At 62.0% G+C, this 13,261-nt stretch carries 26 protein-coding genes; all 26 read right to left on the reverse strand.

Annotation, left to right across the window (positions count from 1 at the left end; translation table 11 throughout):
• Positions 1 to 60: 60 nt before the first annotated feature.
• Positions 61 to 450 (reverse strand): 30S ribosomal protein S11, encoded by a 390-nt coding sequence (rpsK, locus tag NKI70_RS18860; protein ID WP_006205444.1) that lies wholly within the window; start codon positions 448 to 450, stop codon positions 61 to 63.
• A gap of 139 nt (positions 451 to 589) precedes the next feature.
• A complete protein-coding gene (gene rpsM / locus NKI70_RS18865; RefSeq protein WP_006205445.1) occupies positions 590 to 958 on the reverse strand; it encodes a 30S ribosomal protein S13 in 369 nt (122 codons plus the stop codon).
• A 198-nt stretch (positions 959 to 1,156) separates the two neighbouring features.
• Positions 1,157 to 1,768 carry an adenylate kinase gene (locus tag NKI70_RS18870; protein ID WP_023675129.1) on the reverse strand — a complete coding sequence of 204 codons (612 nt, stop codon included), beginning with the start codon at positions 1,766 to 1,768 and terminating at the stop codon, positions 1,157 to 1,159.
• Entirely contained in the window at positions 1,765 to 3,105 is a 1,341-nt protein-coding gene (secY, locus tag NKI70_RS18875; RefSeq protein WP_023675130.1) for a preprotein translocase subunit SecY, read from the reverse strand. The genes NKI70_RS18870 and secY overlap by 4 nt, the downstream gene beginning before the upstream one ends.
• A gap of 191 nt (positions 3,106 to 3,296) precedes the next feature.
• Positions 3,297 to 3,770, reverse strand: coding sequence for a 50S ribosomal protein L15 (rplO, locus tag NKI70_RS18880; protein ID WP_023675131.1), 474 nt, complete (start codon positions 3,768 to 3,770; stop codon positions 3,297 to 3,299).
• Between the two features lie 22 nt (positions 3,771 to 3,792).
• The gene (gene rpmD / locus NKI70_RS18885) at positions 3,793 to 3,990 is read right to left on the reverse strand and encodes a 50S ribosomal protein L30 (RefSeq protein ID WP_006205449.1); all 198 of its coding nucleotides are present in this window, start codon (positions 3,988 to 3,990) and stop codon (positions 3,793 to 3,795) included.
• A gap of 24 nt (positions 3,991 to 4,014) precedes the next feature.
• Positions 4,015 to 4,578 carry a 30S ribosomal protein S5 gene (gene rpsE / locus NKI70_RS18890; protein WP_006333394.1) on the reverse strand — a complete coding sequence of 188 codons (564 nt, stop codon included), beginning with the start codon at positions 4,576 to 4,578 and terminating at the stop codon, positions 4,015 to 4,017.
• Positions 4,579 to 4,733: 155 nt separating this feature from the next.
• Positions 4,734 to 5,093: a 50S ribosomal protein L18 gene (rplR, locus tag NKI70_RS18895; RefSeq protein ID WP_023675132.1), complete on the reverse strand. Its 360-nt coding sequence runs from the start codon at positions 5,091 to 5,093 to the stop codon at positions 4,734 to 4,736.
• A gap of 85 nt (positions 5,094 to 5,178) precedes the next feature.
• On the reverse strand, positions 5,179 to 5,712 hold the full coding sequence (gene rplF / locus NKI70_RS18900) for a 50S ribosomal protein L6 (protein ID WP_023675133.1): 534 nt from the start codon (positions 5,710 to 5,712) through the stop codon (positions 5,179 to 5,181).
• Positions 5,713 to 5,801: 89 nt separating this feature from the next.
• On the reverse strand, positions 5,802 to 6,200 hold the full coding sequence (gene rpsH / locus NKI70_RS18905) for a 30S ribosomal protein S8 (RefSeq protein ID WP_006205453.1): 399 nt from the start codon (positions 6,198 to 6,200) through the stop codon (positions 5,802 to 5,804).
• Positions 6,201 to 6,212: 12 nt separating this feature from the next.
• Positions 6,213 to 6,518 (reverse strand): 30S ribosomal protein S14, encoded by a 306-nt coding sequence (gene rpsN, locus NKI70_RS18910; protein WP_023675134.1) that lies wholly within the window; start codon positions 6,516 to 6,518, stop codon positions 6,213 to 6,215.
• Between the two features lie 27 nt (positions 6,519 to 6,545).
• Entirely contained in the window at positions 6,546 to 7,124 is a 579-nt protein-coding gene (rplE, locus tag NKI70_RS18915; RefSeq protein WP_008875670.1) for a 50S ribosomal protein L5, read from the reverse strand.
• On the reverse strand, positions 7,117 to 7,431 hold the full coding sequence (gene rplX, locus NKI70_RS18920) for a 50S ribosomal protein L24 (RefSeq protein ID WP_254817150.1): 315 nt from the start codon (positions 7,429 to 7,431) through the stop codon (positions 7,117 to 7,119). Before rplX ends, rplE begins: the two co-directional genes overlap by 8 nt.
• 12 nt (positions 7,432 to 7,443) lie before the next feature.
• Positions 7,444 to 7,812 (reverse strand): 50S ribosomal protein L14, encoded by a 369-nt coding sequence (gene rplN / locus NKI70_RS18925; protein ID WP_006205457.1) that lies wholly within the window; start codon positions 7,810 to 7,812, stop codon positions 7,444 to 7,446.
• A gap of 82 nt (positions 7,813 to 7,894) precedes the next feature.
• Positions 7,895 to 8,134, reverse strand: coding sequence for a 30S ribosomal protein S17 (rpsQ, locus tag NKI70_RS18930; protein ID WP_023675136.1), 240 nt, complete (start codon positions 8,132 to 8,134; stop codon positions 7,895 to 7,897).
• Positions 8,135 to 8,145: 11 nt separating this feature from the next.
• Complete coding sequence (gene rpmC, locus NKI70_RS18935) at positions 8,146 to 8,346, reverse strand: 50S ribosomal protein L29 (protein ID WP_006205459.1); 201 nt, start codon at positions 8,344 to 8,346, stop codon at positions 8,146 to 8,148.
• 13 nt (positions 8,347 to 8,359) lie between these two features.
• Positions 8,360 to 8,773, reverse strand: a complete 414-nt coding sequence (gene rplP / locus NKI70_RS18940; RefSeq protein WP_006205460.1) for a 50S ribosomal protein L16 — start codon at positions 8,771 to 8,773, stop codon at positions 8,360 to 8,362.
• A 27-nt stretch (positions 8,774 to 8,800) separates the two neighbouring features.
• Positions 8,801 to 9,526, reverse strand: a complete 726-nt coding sequence (gene rpsC / locus NKI70_RS18945) for a 30S ribosomal protein S3 (RefSeq protein ID WP_023675137.1) — start codon at positions 9,524 to 9,526, stop codon at positions 8,801 to 8,803.
• Complete coding sequence (gene rplV / locus NKI70_RS18950) at positions 9,526 to 9,915, reverse strand: 50S ribosomal protein L22 (protein WP_006205462.1); 390 nt, start codon at positions 9,913 to 9,915, stop codon at positions 9,526 to 9,528. The genes rpsC and rplV overlap by 1 nt, the downstream gene beginning before the upstream one ends.
• Before the next feature lie 2 nt (positions 9,916 to 9,917).
• Entirely contained in the window at positions 9,918 to 10,196 is a 279-nt protein-coding gene (rpsS, locus tag NKI70_RS18955; RefSeq protein ID WP_006205463.1) for a 30S ribosomal protein S19, read from the reverse strand.
• Between the two features lie 16 nt (positions 10,197 to 10,212).
• Complete coding sequence (gene rplB / locus NKI70_RS18960) at positions 10,213 to 11,046, reverse strand: 50S ribosomal protein L2 (RefSeq protein WP_023675138.1); 834 nt, start codon at positions 11,044 to 11,046, stop codon at positions 10,213 to 10,215.
• 22 nt (positions 11,047 to 11,068) lie between these two features.
• Complete coding sequence (locus NKI70_RS18965) at positions 11,069 to 11,362, reverse strand: 50S ribosomal protein L23 (RefSeq protein WP_023675139.1); 294 nt, start codon at positions 11,360 to 11,362, stop codon at positions 11,069 to 11,071.
• Positions 11,359 to 11,979 carry a 50S ribosomal protein L4 gene (gene rplD, locus NKI70_RS18970; protein WP_023675140.1) on the reverse strand — a complete coding sequence of 207 codons (621 nt, stop codon included), beginning with the start codon at positions 11,977 to 11,979 and terminating at the stop codon, positions 11,359 to 11,361. Before rplD ends, NKI70_RS18965 begins: the two co-directional genes overlap by 4 nt.
• Positions 11,979 to 12,707 (reverse strand): 50S ribosomal protein L3, encoded by a 729-nt coding sequence (gene rplC / locus NKI70_RS18975; protein WP_023675141.1) that lies wholly within the window; start codon positions 12,705 to 12,707, stop codon positions 11,979 to 11,981. The genes rplD and rplC overlap by 1 nt, the downstream gene beginning before the upstream one ends.
• Before the next feature lie 96 nt (positions 12,708 to 12,803).
• Positions 12,804 to 13,112, reverse strand: coding sequence for a 30S ribosomal protein S10 (gene rpsJ / locus NKI70_RS18980; protein ID WP_006205468.1), 309 nt, complete (start codon positions 13,110 to 13,112; stop codon positions 12,804 to 12,806).
• A 63-nt stretch (positions 13,113 to 13,175) separates the two neighbouring features.
• The coding region (locus tag NKI70_RS18985) for an EF-Tu C-terminal domain-related protein (protein WP_455749504.1) at positions 13,176 to 13,261 on the reverse strand (86 nt) is incomplete at its 5' end.

A 13,261-nucleotide genomic window follows, 5' to 3' on the forward strand; every position in this document is an offset into this window, starting at 1 on the left:
CGACCTGGAATGCCGTGGAGGAGCGCCCTTGAGGCGCTCGCGCGGCGTTCGGTAAATTCTTTAGACGCGGCGCTTCTTGCGCGGGCGGCAGCCATTGTGCGGGATCGGCGTCACATCACGGATCGAGGTGATGGTGAAGCCGGCAGCCTGCAGCGCGCGCAGCGCCGATTCACGACCGGAGCCGGGTCCACAGACCTCGACCTCGAGCATGCGCATGCCGTGTTCCTGGGCCTTCTTGGCAACATCTTCTGCGGCCATCTGGGCAGCGAACGGGGTCGACTTGCGCGATCCCTTGAAGCCCTGGGCTCCGGCCGACGACCAGGCAATCGAGTTACCCTGCGCGTCGGTGATGGTGATCATCGTGTTGTTGAAGGTCGAATTGACGTGGGCAACGCCCGACGAGATGTTCTTGCGTTCGCGACGGCGAACACGAGCGGCTTCCTTGGCCATGATGGTCCTTTCAGTTGATCTCTACACCGCCGTAATGCCAGCGGCTCCACCAGGGAGAAGGCAGTAGGGGAATATGGCAGTAGGGCAGTATGTCTGCCGTTCCTATTGCCTTACTGCCCTACTCCCTTACTGCCCTAAATTACTTCTTCTTTCCGGCAATCGACTTAGCCGGGCCCTTGCGGGTGCGCGCATTGGTATGCGTGCGCTGACCACGAACCGGTAGCGAGCGGCGGTGACGCAGGCCGCGGTAGCAGCCGAGGTCCATGAGTCGCTTGATGTTCATCGACACTTCGCGGCGCAGATCGCCCTCGACCTGATAGTCGCGGTCGATGGTCTCGCGGATCTGCAGCACTTCCGCGTCGGTCAGCTGGTTGACGCGACGCTCGGCCGGGATGCCGACCTTGTCGACGATCTCCTGGGCGAACTTCTTGCCAATGCCGTGAATGTATTGAAGCGCGATGACGACGCGCTTGTTGGTCGGAATATTGACGCCGGCTATACGAGCCATGTTCTTCTCTTCTCCATATAGGCCGGACGAGCCGGCGCTTCAAGTTGCCCCGCGTCCGGTGGAGGCCGGCCCTTGCGGGAGTTTCCAGTTCAAAGCGGCCTGCCTTGCCCTTGCGGACAAGCAAGCCTCATGCCTGATAGGAAGACGGGCCGCCATACCCCAGCGGACCGCTCCAGTCAAGCGCAATCGTTCGATTCTCTAGCCGGCCGCCTGGCCAACTTTCCGGGTCGTCGCCCTGAGCACCGCCTCGATCTGCTGCGTCACCGCATCGATGTCGGCCATGCCATCGACGCCCCTGAGCTTGCCCTTGGCGTAGTAGTAGCCGATCAGCGGCGAGGTTTTCTTGTAATATTCCCTCAAGCGTTCCTCGAACACCGCTGGGCTGTCGTCCTTGCGCACCGGCAGGCCTGCGGCCTTGGCGTCTTCGGCGCGCTTGACGATTCGGCCAACCAGCGCCTTGTCATCGACGACAAATTCGATGACAGCATCGAGCTCCAGTCCGCGATCCGACAGCATTTCCTCAACGGCGTCCGCTTGCACCAGGGTTCGCGGGTACCCGTCAAGGATGAAGCCGTTTGCGCAATCAGCTTGATCGATGCGCTCGGCCACGATGGCGTTGACGATAGCGTCGGACACCAGTTCGCCAGCGTCCATCACCGCCTTGGCGCGCTTGCCGACTTCGGTGCCAGCCTGGACAGCAGCACGCAGCATGTCCCCCGTGGAAAGCTGTGGGATGCCGTGTCGATCTACCAGTCTTAGTGCTTGTGTCCCCTTGCCCGCCCCCGGCGGTCCAAGCAATATCAACCTCATCTGGCCTTTTTCCCCCCGCGCAGCTTCGACTTCTTGATCAGGCCCTCATACTGGTGCGCGATCAGGTGACCCTGAATCTGCGCCACCGTATCGAGCGTTACACTGACCACGATCAGGAGCGAAGTGCCACCAAGGTAGAACGGTACGCCAGTCGCTGAAATCAGGAACTCGGGCAGCAGACACACCAGCACCAGATAAATGGCGCCGACGACGGTGATGCGGGTGAGCACATAGTCAATATAGTCCGCAGTGCGCTCGCCCGGACGATAGCCCGGGATGAAGCCCGAATGCTTCTTGAGCTGGTCGGCGGTGTCCTTCGGATTGAAGACGATCGCCGTATAGAAGAAGGCGAAGAACACGATCATCGCCGCGTAGAAGGCCATATAGAGCGGCTGGCCGTGGCCGAGCGCCGCCAGGATGGTGCTGGCCCATGCAGGCATATTGGTGGTCTGCGAGAAGCCGGCAACCGTTGCCGGAAGCAGCAGCAGCGACGAGGCGAAGATCGGCGGAATGACGCCGGAGGTGTTAAGCTTCAGCGGCAGATGCGAGGTATCGCCCTGGAACATGCGATTGCCGACCTGGCGCTTGGGATACTGGATCAGCAGGCGGCGCTGGGCGCGCTCGAAGAAGACGATCAGCGCGATGACGATGATGGCCAGCACGATGATCGCCAGGATCAGGCCGGTCGACAAGGCGCCGGTGCGGCCAAGCTCCAGCGTGCCGGAGATGGCGCGCGGCAGGCCGGCGACGATGCCGGAGAAGATGATCAGCGAAATGCCGTTGCCGATGCCGCGAGCAGTGATCTGCTCGCCAAGCCACATCAGGAACATGGTGCCGCCGACCAGCGTGACGACGGTAGAGATGCGGAAGAACATGCCGGGATCGTTGACGATGCCGTTGCCGCCCTCAAGCCCGACCGAAATGCCGTACGCCTGAACCAGCGCCAGAAGCACGGTGCCGTAGCGCGTGTACTGGTTGATGATCTTGCGGCCCTGCTCGCCTTCCTTCTTCAGCGCTTCCAGCGACGGAATGACCGAGGTCATCAGCTGCATGATGATGGAGGCCGAGATATAGGGCATGATGCCGAGGGCAAAGATCGCCATGCGCTGCACGGCGCCGCCGGCGAACATGTTGAACATGCCGAGCACGCCCTTGCTCTGCGACGAGAAGGCCTGGGCGAAAGCGTCGGGATTGATGCCGGGCAGCGGAATATAGGTGCCAAGACGGTAGACGAGCAGCGCGCCGATGGTGAACCAGATGCGCTTCTTCAGATCCTCGGCTTTGGCGAAGGCCGAAAAATTCAGATTCGAGGCTAGTTGTTCAGCAGCCGAAGCCATGCCTGATTCTCCGCTTGGTCACGCTCGATGCCCGCAGCTCAGGCGGCGCGTGTCACCGAAGCTCACGAGATAAGCTCCGGACTGCAAACATGCAAGCGGCCGCGTTGATGCGGCCGCCACATCTGTCGGATCAAAGCACGACCGCAGGCAAAACCGAATTCCACCTTTGCCGACCGTGCTTCAAATTGCCGTTACTCGGCGGCTGCCTGCTCAGGCAACTTCACCGAGCCGCCGGCCTTTTCGATCTTCTCGATCGCGGCCTTGGAAGCACCGGCAACGTCGAAGGCAAGCTTGGCCTTGATGTCGCCGTCCGAGAGGATGCGCACGCCGTCCTTGACGCGACGGATGACGCCGGCCGCAACCAGCGCCTCGGCCGTTACAACTGTCTTAGCATCGAGCTTTTTGGCATCGAGCGCGGCCTGGATGCGGGCCAGCGACACGACGGTGAAGCTCTTGGCGAAGATATTGTTGAAACCGCGCTTCGGCAGGCGGCGGTAGAGCGGCATCTGGCCACCCTCGAAGCCGTTGACGGCGACGCCGGAGCGCGCCTTCTGGCCCTTGACGCCGCGACCGGCGGTCTTGCCCGAACCGGAACCGATGCCACGGCCGAGACGCTTCTTGGAGTGCGTCGCGCCGTCCTTGTCACGCAGATCGTTGAGTTTCATCTGGGTTCTCCTGCGCTCTGGTTCAGCCCTCGTCCACGACGCGGACGAGATGCTGGACGGCAGCGATCATGCCGCGCACCGAGGGCGTATCCTCCAGCGTGCGCTGCTTGTGCATCTTGTTGAGGCCGAGGCCGACCAGCGTTGCGCGCTGCTCCTTCGGCCGGCGGATCGGCGAACCGATCTGCTCGACGGTGATGGTCTTGGTTGCTTTCTTGGCCATGGTCAGATCCCTGGTCAGCATCGACTATTCTTCAGCCGCAACGGCGGTGCCGCGGCGGGCCTGAAGGGTCGAATACTTGATGCCGCGCGCGGCAGCCACATCCTTCGGATGCATCTGGCTCTTCAGCGCGTCGAAAGTGGCGCGAACCATGTTGTAGGGGTTCGAAGAACCCATCGACTTGGCGACCACGTCATGCATGCCGAGCGTCTCGAAAACGGCGCGCATCGGGCCGCCGGCGATGATGCCGGTACCTTGCTTGGCGGCGCGCAGCAGAACGCGTCCCGCGCCCCAGCGTCCCTCGACGTCGTGGTGCAGCGTGCGGCCTGAGCGCAGCGGCACGAAGATCATGTCGCGCTTGGCCGATTCTGTCGCCTTGCGGATCGCCTCCGGCACTTCGCGCGCCTTGCCGTGGCCGAAGCCGACGCGGCCCTTCTGGTCGCCGACGACGACAAGTGCCGCAAAGCCGAAGCGCCGGCCGCCCTTGACGACTTTGGCGACACGGTTGATGTGGACGAGCTTGTCGACCATACCGTCGTCGCGCTCTTCGCGATCACGGCCGCGGCCGCCATCCCTACGTTCCTGTGCCATATCCTGTTCCTTGTTTTTTTCCGGAAGCACGGTTGATGATGATATCCGGCACCTCTGCGGGTCGCCGGGGGCGAAAACTCTTTTTTCCTTCGCATAATCTTATCCGAAAAGTCTGCAACTTTTTGCTGCGCTGACCTTCGGTTCGGGATCATGCTCTAGAAGCTCAGACCACCTTCACGGGCAGCCTCGGCCAGCGCCTTGACGCGGCCGTGGTAGATATAGGCGCCGCGGTCGAAGACGACTTCCTTGACGCCGGCCTTGGAGGCGCGTTCGGCGATCAGCTTGCCGATGGCAGCTGCAGCCGCGGTGTCGGCGCCGGTCTTGAGCGAGCCCTTGAGCTCCTTCTCGAGCGTCGAAGCAGCCGCGATGGTGTGGCCCTTGGCGTCGTCGATCACCTGGACATAGATGTTCTTCGACGTGCGATGGACCGACAAGCGCGGACGATCGCCGGCAACCTTCTTGATCTGGCGGCGGACGCGCTGGGCGCGGCGTTGGGTGGATTCTTTCGAGCCCATGATATCAGTTCCTTGCCTTCAAAAAACGGGGGCAACCATATGCGGTAGGACGAGCCTCCCGCGACCGCTCCCCGCGGCGTTAAAATTACTTCTTCTTGCCTTCCTTGCGGACGATCTTCTCGCCAGCATAGCGAACGCCCTTGCCCTTGTAGGGCTCGGGGCTGCGATACTCGCGGATCTCGGCGGCGACCTGGCCGACCTGCTGCTTGTCGATGCCGGTCACCGTGATTTCCGTCGGCTTCGGCACCGAAATCGTCACGCCCTGCGGCGTCTCGTAGACGACGTCATGGCTGAAGCCGAGCGCCAGCTGCAGGTTCTTGCCTTGCATGGCGGCACGATAGCCGACGCCGGTGATCTCGAGCTTCTTTTCGAAGCCGTCCTTGACGCCCTGCAGGATGTTGACGATCTGCGTGCGTGACATGCCCCACTTGGAACGGGCAGTCTTGGTCTGGTCGCGCGGCTGGACAGCGATCTCGCTGCCTTCCATCTTGACCAGCACTTCGTCGTTCACCACGAACTTCAGCTCGCCCTTCGGACCCTTCGCCGTCACGGTCTGGCCGTTGACGGTCGCGGTCACGCCCTGCGGCAGCGAAACGGGTTTCTTTCCAATACGAGACATTTTGTTGTCCTCGTCACTTCTCTTGTTTCAGGTCTCGGCTTTCGGGACTAGATCCCGAAAACCTGTTTCCAACCGGGTCACATACCAGATCAGAAGATCTGGCAGAGGATTTCCCCGCCGACATTCTGTTCACGCGCTTCGTGGTCGGCCATCACGCCCTTCGGCGTCGAAAGGATGGCGATGCCGAGGCCGTTGGCGACGTGCGGTATCGACTTGGCCGAAACGTAGACGCGGCGGCCGGGCTTCGAGACCCGAGCGATTTCGCGCACCACCGGCGCACCATCGAAATACTTCAGCTCGATCTCGATTTCGGACTTGCCGTTGTCGAAGTCGGTCTGGCTGTAGTCGCGGATATAGCCTTCCGCCTTCAGCACGTCGAGGACGCGGGTACGCAAGCGCGAGGCCGGCGTCGAAACGCTCGACTTCTTGCGGCCATACGCGTTGCGGATGCGGGTCAGCATATCGCCCAGAGGATCGCTCAATGACATGTTATGTCCTCCTTACCAGCTCGACTTGACCAGGCCCGGGATCTGGCCGTTATTGCCGAGATCACGAAGCGCGATACGCGATACTTTGAGCTTGCGATAATAGGCACGCGGACGTCCGGTGACTTCGCAGCGGTTGCGGATGCGGGTCTTGGCCGAGTTGCGCGGCAGCGCCGAAAGCTTCAGCTGGGCGCGGAAGCGCTCTTCCATCGGCTTGGACTGATCCATGATGATCGCCTTGAGCACCTTGCGCTTGGCAGCGAACTGGTCCGCAAGCTTGCGGCGCCTGTTGTTCTTCTCGACTGAGCTGGTCTTTGCCATTTCAGATTTTTCCTTTTCTCGCTGCCGTTACTGGCGGAAGGGGAAGTTGAAGGCCTTGAGCAATGCCCTGGCTTCGTCGTCCGTCTTCGCAGTCGTACAAACGATGACGTCCATGCCCCAGATCTGATCAACCTTGTCGTAGTTGATCTCCGGAAACACGATGTGTTCCTTGATGCCCATGGCATAGTTGCCACGGCCATCGAAGCTCTTCGGATTAAGTCCGCGAAAGTCGCGGACGCGCGGCAGTGCGATGTTCACGAGGCGGTCGAGGAACTCGTACATGCGTTCCTTGCGCAGCGTGACCTTGGCACCGATCGGCATCTTCTCGCGGACCTTGAAGCCGGCGATCGAGTTGCGGGCGCGGGTGACAACGGCCTTCTGGCCGGCGATCATCGCAAGGTCTTCCGCCGCGATCGAAGGCTTCTTCGAATCGCCAGTCGCCTCGCCGACGCCCATGTTCAGCACGATCTTGTCGATGCGCGGAACCTGCATCTCGTTCTCGTAGCCGAACTGCTCCTGCAGCGCCTTGCGGATGGTCTCGTTGTAGACCTGCTTGAGGCGCGGCGTGTTCTGGGCAGTTGCCTGCTTGGTTTGAGCCTTAGCCATTGATGACTTCTCCCGAGCGCTTGGCGACGCGCACCTTCTTGCCGTCCTTCTGGAAGATGAAGCCGACGCGGGTCGGTTTGCCATCCTTGGGGTCGGCCAGCGCGATGTTCGACAGCTGGATCGGCGCTTCCTTGGTGATGATCCCGCCCTCTTGGGACTGGGACTGCTTCTGGTGACGACGGATCAGGTTGACGCCGCGCACCAGCGCGGTGTCATCCTTCGGCTGTACCGAAAGGACTTCGCCCGAACGGCCCTTGTCCTTGCCGGCCAGCACGACGACCTTGTCGCCTTTTCTAATCTTTTGCATTGGTCCGGCTCCTTACAGCACTTCAGGCGCGAGCGAGATGATCTTCATGTGGTTCTTGGCGCGGAGTTCGCGCGGAACCGGTCCGAAGATACGCGTGCCGATCGGCTCTTTCTTGTTGTCGACGAGAACGGCTGCGTTCTTGTCGAAACGGATCACGCTGCCGTCCGGGCGGCGGATGTCCTTGGCCGTGCGAACCACGACCGCCTTCATCACATCGCCCTTCTTGACGCGGCCGCGCGGGATGGCTTCCTTGATCGACACCACGATGATGTCGCCCACGGAAGCGTATTTCCGCTTCGAGCCGCCCAGCACCTTGATGCACATGACACGACGGGCGCCGGAATTATCCGCGACGTCGAGGTTTGTTTGCATCTGAATCATGACTGGCCGCCTTCTTCTTTTCTAACGGGACGGGTCTCTCACCCCTCCCCGGTCTGTCCAAAATTCGTTTCGTTGGCCCTGATCAGGCCTGGTCCGAAGACACCACGACCCAGCGCTTGTCCTTGGAAATCGGCTTCGATTCCTGGATGAACACCTGATCGCCGACCTTGTGGGCGTTGTTCTCGTCGTGCGCCTTGTACTTCTTGGTCATGCGCACGGTCTTCTTCATCACGGGATGCGTGAAGCGCCGTTCGACCTTGACGACAACCGTCTTCTCGTTCTTGTCGCTGACGACGGTGCCCTGCAGAATGCGCTTTGGCATGGTTTTCGTCCTTAAGCCTTCTTGGCCGCGGACTTTTCCGCAGCGATGGTCTTGATACGCGCAATGTCCTTGCGGACCTGCCTCACGCGGGCGGTCTTCTCAAGCTGGCCGGTGGCCTTCTGGAAGCGCAGGTTGAACTGCTCCTTCTTCAGGCTGGCCAGGTCGTCGGTCAGCTGGTCCTGGGTCTTGGTCCGGATGTCTTCGGCTTTCATGATCAGCCCGTCCTTATTCTGCGATGCGCTGTACGAAGCGCGTCCTGACCGAGAGCTTGGCCGCGCCGAGACGCAGCGCCTCACGGGCGGTTTCCTCGTTGACGCCGTCGATCTCGAACATGATGCGGCCCGGCTTGACGCGTGCCGCCCAGTAGTCGACCGCGCCCTTGCCCTTACCCATACGGACTTCGGTCGGCTTCGACGTCACCGGCACGTCCGGGAAGATACGGATCCACACGCGGCCGGCACGCTTCATCTCGCGGGTGATCGCGCGGCGAGCCGCCTCGATCTCACGCGCGGTGACGCGGTTCGGCTCAAGCGCCTTCAGCCCGAAACCACCGAAATCCAGGTTGGTGCCGCCCTTGGCGGTACCGTGGATGCGGCCCTTGAACTGCTTGCGGAACTTTGTGCGCTTTGGCTGCAGCATCGTTCTAACTCCAAATTCCTAAATGTCTTACGCGTTTTCGCGACGGCGACCGCGTTCGCGCTCACCACCACCGCCATGCGCATGATCGCCCTCGGTGGCGCGGCGCTCCGAAGCCATCGGGTCGTGCTCGAGGATCTCGCCCTTGAACACCCAGACCTTGACGCCGCAGATGCCGTAGGCCGTATTCGCCTCGGCCGTGCCGTAGTCGACGTCGGCACGCAGCGTATGCAGCGGCACGCGGCCTTCACGATACCATTCCATGCGCGCGATCTCGGCGCCGCCGAGACGGCCGGCGCAGTTGATGCGGATGCCTTCGGCACCGAGGCGCATCGCCGACTGCACGGCACGCTTCATGGCGCGGCGGAACGCGATGCGGCGCTCGAGCTGCTGGGCGATCGACTGGGCGACCAAGGTCGCGTCGATCTCCGGCTTGCGCACTTCGACGATGTTCAGATGCGTCTCGGACTTGGTCATCTCCATCAGCTTCTTGCGAAGCTTCTCGATGTCGGCGCCCTTCTTGCCGATGATCAGGCCCGGACGCGCCGCATGGATGGTGACGCGGCACTTCTTGTGCGGACGCTCGATCACGACCTTCGAGATCGCAGCCTGCTTGAGTTCCTTCTCAAGATATTTGCGGATCTTGATGTCCTCGTGCAGCAGTTTGCCGTACTCGCCGGTGTTCGCGAACCAGCGCGAATCCCAGGTGCGGTTGATGCCGAGACGCAGACCGATCGGATTGACTTTCTGGCCCATTATGCGGCCTCCCCTTTTTCTTCGACTTCACGAACGACGATCGTGAGGTGCGAGAACGGCTTCTCGATACGGCTGGCGCGACCACGGCCACGGGCATGGAACCGCTTCATGACGATCGACTTGCCGACATAGGCTTCCGCCACGATCAGCGCATCGACGTCGAGGTCGTGGTTGTTTTCCGCGTTGGCGATCGCCGATTCCAGCGTCTTCTTGACCGTGCCGGAAATCCGCTTGGCCGAGAATTCGAGGTCGGAAAGCGCTGTCGCGACCTTCTTGCCGCGGATCAACGCGGCAACCAGGTTCAGCTTCTGCGGGCTGATACGGATCGTGCGCAACACGGCGCGCGCTTCGTTGTCAGCAAGCCTGCGCGGAGCTTTGGCCTTGCCCATGATTATTTCCTCTTCGCCTTCTTATCCGCGCCGTGACCGTAATAGGTCCGGGTCGGAGCGAATTCACCGAACTTGTGACCGACCATGTCCTCGTTCACCGAGACGGGAACGTGCTTCTGGCCGTTGTAGACACCGAAGGTGAAGCCGACGAACTGCGGCAGGATGGTGGAGCGACGGCTCCACATCTTGATCACCTCATTGCGACCACCTTCACGAACCTTGTCCACCTTCTTCAGAAGGTAGCCGTCGATGAAGGGGCCTTTCCAAATCGAACGAGTCACTTGGCGTTACCTCTTCTTAGCTCTTGCGCTGATGGCGCGAGCGCAGGATGAACTTGTCGGTCGCCTTGTTGGACCGCGTCTTCTTGCCCTTGGTCGGCTTGCCCCAGGGCGAAACCGGATGGCGGCCACCCGAGGTGCGGCCTTCGCCGCCGCCATGTGGATGGTCGACCGGGTTCATGGTCACGCCGCGATTGTGCGGACGTTTGCCGCGCCACACGGTGCGGCCTGCCTTGCCGTCATTGATGTTGCCGTGGTCCGGGTTAGACACGGCGCCGACAGTGGCCATGCAGGAGCCGTGGACGACACGCTGCTCGCCCGAATTGAGGCGCAGGATCGCCATGCCCTGGTCGCGGCCGACGAGCTGGCCATAACCGCCGGCCGAACGGGCGACCTGAGCGCCCTTGCCGGGCTTCAGCTCGATATTGTGGACGATCGTGCCGACCGGCATCGAAGCCAGCGGCATCGCGTTGCCCGGCTTCACGTCGACCGATTCACCGGCCACGATCTTGTCGCCGGGAGCCAGACGCTGCGGGGCGATGATGTAGGACAGCTCGCCATCGTCATACTTGATCAGCGCGATGAAGGCGGTGCGGTTCGGATCGTACTCGATACGCTCGACCGTGCCGACGACGTCGAACTTGCGGCGCTTGAAGTCGATGATACGGTAGGTGCGCTTGTGACCGCCGCCGATGAAGCGGGCCGTGATGCGGCCGTAATTGTTGCGGCCGCCCGACTTGGTCAGGCCTTCGGTCAGGCCCTTGACGGGCTTGCCCTTGTAGAGGCCCGAGCGGTCGACGATGACCAGCTGACGGGTGCTCGGCGTTACCGGGTTGAATTTTTTCAGTGCCATTGTTCTGTCCTCGCGACCTTGCTCAGAGACCCGTCGCGACGTCGATCGACTGGCCTTCGGCCAGCGTCACAACCGCCTTCTTGACGTCGCTCTGGCGGCCGATCGTGCCGCGGAAGCGCTTGATCTTGCCCTTGCGGACAAGCGTGTTCACGGCCATCACCTTGACGCCGAACAGCGCTTCGACGGCGGCCTTGATTTCCGGCTTCGACGCCTTCTTGGCGACATTGAAGACGACCTGGTTCTGCTCGGAAGCCATGGTCGACTTTTCGGTGATCGCCGGCGAGACGATCACGTCGTAATGACGAAGGTCGGTCATTTGAAGCGCTCCTCGAGAGCCTCGACGGCGGCCTTGGAAAGGACCAGCGTGCCGCGGCGCAGAATGTCGTAGACGTTGATGCCCTGGATGGGCAGCACGTCGATGTTCGGGATGTTGGTCGCCGCCAGCTTGAAATTCTTGTCAAGCTCGGCGCCGCCGATCACCAGGGCGTTGCTCAGGCCCAGCGTCGCGAAATTCGCGATCAGCGCCTTGGTCTTGGCCTCGGTCAGCTTCAGCTCGTCGATGATGATGATCGACGCGCTCTTGGCCTTGGCCGAAAGCGCATGCTTGAGGCCGAGTGCACGCACCTTCTTCGGCAGATCGTGCTCGTGGCTGCGAACGACCGGGCCATGGGCCTTGCCGCCGCCGCGGAACTGCGGAGCGCGAGCCGAATGGTGACGGGCGCGGCCGGTACCCTTCTGCTTGTACATCTTGGCGCCGGTGCGGGCGATTTCCGCGCGACCCTTGGCCTTGTGGGTGCCCTGCTGCTTCTTGGCAAGCTGCCAGCGCACGACGCGCTGCAGGATGTCCTCGCGCGGATCGAGGCCGAAAATCTCTTCGGAGAGCTTCAGCTTGCCGGCGTCCTTGCCGCCAAGCGTTGTAATCTTGAGGTCCATTATTCCGCTCCCTCTGTGGCCGGCGCCTCGTTCGTGGCGGCACCGTCAGTCGCAACGGCGCGGATCGCGGCGGGCTTCGGCGCATTGGCCGGAAGCGCCACCTTGGCCGCGTCGCGGACCAGGATCCATGCACCCTTCGAACCCGGGACCGCACCGCGGATCAGGATCAGGCCGCGATCGGCGTCGGTCGAGACGACCTCGACATTCTGCGTGGTGACGCGGGTGTCGCCCATGTGGCCGGCCATATGCTTGCCCTTGAACACCTTGCCCGGATCCTGGCGCTGGCCGGTCGAGCCGTGTGTACGGTGCGACACCGAGTTGCCGTGCGTCGCGCGGCCGCCACCCATGTGGTGCCGCTTGATGACGCCCTGGAAACCCTTGCCGATCGTGGTTCCCGTCACATCGACCTTCTGGCCGACGACGAAGTGCTCGACGGTGATCTCGGCGCCAACATCGATCATGTTGTCGGCGGAGACGCGGAACTCGGCAACCTTGGCCTTGGGCTCGACGGAAGCGGTCGCGAAATGGCCGCGCATCGCCTTCGACGTGTTCTTCACCTTGGCAAGGCCAACGCCGAGCTGGACGGCGGTATAGCCGTTCTTCTCCTGCGTGCGCTGCGCCACGACCTGGCAGTTCTCCATCTGGAGAACAGTGACGGGAACATGTTCCCCGGCATCGTTGTAGATGCGGGTCATTCCCACCTTCTTTGCAATCACACCTGAACGCATCGGTTCAATTCCTTTAGAGTTCCCTGTCGGGGCTGTCGCCCCTCCACGCCTCTTGTTCCTTCAGAGTTGCGGGTCGCCCCGCTGACCTCTGGTTCCTTAGAGCTTGATCTCGACGTCGACACCGGCGGCCAGGTCGAGCTTCATCAAAGCATCGACCGTCTGCGGGGTCGGGTCGACGATGTCGAGCAGACGCTTGTGCGTGCGCATCTCGAACTGCTCGCGGCTCTTCTTGTCGACGTGAGGCGACCGGTTGACCGTGAACTTTTCGATCCGCGTCGGCAGCGGAATGGGGCCGCGGACGTTGGCGCCGGTGCGCTTGGCGGTCGACACGATTTCCCGTGTCGAGGCGTCGAGCACCCGGTGATCAAACGCCTTCAGGCGGATGCGGATATTCTGTCCGTTCATGCGTCACTTCCTTGTTCTGGCGCGGCGCGGGCAGCGCCCGCGACAGATCGGTTTAAGTCCAAATTACTCTTTGATGGTGACGACGATGCCGGCACCGACGGTGCGGCCGCCTTCACGGATGGCGAAGCGCAGCTTCTCTTCCATGGCGA

This window comes from Mesorhizobium sp. M0500, from assembly GCF_040321165.1.
Taxonomy (GTDB): Bacteria; Pseudomonadota; Alphaproteobacteria; order Rhizobiales; family Rhizobiaceae; genus Mesorhizobium.

Bases quoted from the DNA above. Each gene is read 5' to 3' on its own strand.
- rpsK (WP_006205444.1), bottom strand. From the start codon at position 450: ATGGCCAAGGAAGCCGCTCGTGTTCGCCGTCGCGAACGCAAGAACATC.
- rpsM (WP_006205445.1), bottom strand. From the start codon at position 958: ATGGCTCGTATAGCCGGCGTCAATATTCCGACCAACAAGCGCGTCGTC.
- NKI70_RS18870 (WP_023675129.1), bottom strand. From the start codon at position 1,768: ATGAGGTTGATATTGCTTGGACCGCCGGGGGCGGGCAAGGGGACACAA.
- secY (WP_023675130.1), bottom strand. From the start codon at position 3,105: ATGGCTTCGGCTGCTGAACAACTAGCCTCGAATCTGAATTTTTCGGCC.
- rplO (WP_023675131.1), bottom strand. From the start codon at position 3,770: ATGAAACTCAACGATCTGCGTGACAAGGACGGCGCGACGCACTCCAAG.
- rpmD (WP_006205449.1), bottom strand. From the start codon at position 3,990: ATGGCCAAGAAAGCAACCAAGACCATCACCGTCGAGCAGATCGGTTCG.
- rpsE (WP_006333394.1), bottom strand. From the start codon at position 4,578: ATGGCACAGGAACGTAGGGATGGCGGCCGCGGCCGTGATCGCGAAGAG.
- rplR (WP_023675132.1), bottom strand. From the start codon at position 5,093: ATGGGCTCGAAAGAATCCACCCAACGCCGCGCCCAGCGCGTCCGCCGC.
- rplF (WP_023675133.1), bottom strand. From the start codon at position 5,712: ATGTCTCGTATTGGAAAGAAACCCGTTTCGCTGCCGCAGGGCGTGACC.
- rpsH (WP_006205453.1), bottom strand. From the start codon at position 6,200: ATGTCATTGAGCGATCCTCTGGGCGATATGCTGACCCGCATCCGCAAC.
- rpsN (WP_023675134.1), bottom strand. From the start codon at position 6,518: ATGGCAAAGACCAGCTCAGTCGAGAAGAACAACAGGCGCCGCAAGCTT.
- rplE (WP_008875670.1), bottom strand. From the start codon at position 7,124: ATGGCTAAGGCTCAAACCAAGCAGGCAACTGCCCAGAACACGCCGCGC.
- rplX (WP_254817150.1), bottom strand. From the start codon at position 7,431: ATGCAAAAGATTAGAAAAGGCGACAAGGTCGTCGTGCTGGCCGGCAAG.
- rplN (WP_006205457.1), bottom strand. From the start codon at position 7,812: ATGATTCAGATGCAAACAAACCTCGACGTCGCGGATAATTCCGGCGCC.
- rpsQ (WP_023675136.1), bottom strand. From the start codon at position 8,134: ATGCCAAAGCGCATTCTGCAGGGCACCGTCGTCAGCGACAAGAACGAG.
- rpmC (WP_006205459.1), bottom strand. From the start codon at position 8,346: ATGAAAGCCGAAGACATCCGGACCAAGACCCAGGACCAGCTGACCGAC.
- rplP (WP_006205460.1), bottom strand. From the start codon at position 8,773: ATGCTGCAGCCAAAGCGCACAAAGTTCCGCAAGCAGTTCAAGGGCCGC.
- rpsC (WP_023675137.1), bottom strand. From the start codon at position 9,526: ATGGGCCAGAAAGTCAATCCGATCGGTCTGCGTCTCGGCATCAACCGC.
- rplV (WP_006205462.1), bottom strand. From the start codon at position 9,915: ATGGGCAAGGCCAAAGCTCCGCGCAGGCTTGCTGACAACGAAGCGCGC.
- rplB (WP_023675138.1), bottom strand. From the start codon at position 11,046: ATGGCACTGAAAAAATTCAACCCGGTAACGCCGAGCACCCGTCAGCTG.
- NKI70_RS18965 (WP_023675139.1), bottom strand. From the start codon at position 11,362: ATGACCGACCTTCGTCATTACGACGTGATCGTCTCGCCGGCGATCACC.
- rplD (WP_023675140.1), bottom strand. From the start codon at position 11,979: ATGGACCTCAAGATTACAACGCTTGGCGGCAAGGACGCCGGCAAGCTG.
- rplC (WP_023675141.1), bottom strand. From the start codon at position 12,707: ATGCGTTCAGGTGTGATTGCAAAGAAGGTGGGAATGACCCGCATCTAC.
- rpsJ (WP_006205468.1), bottom strand. From the start codon at position 13,112: ATGAACGGACAGAATATCCGCATCCGCCTGAAGGCGTTTGATCACCGG.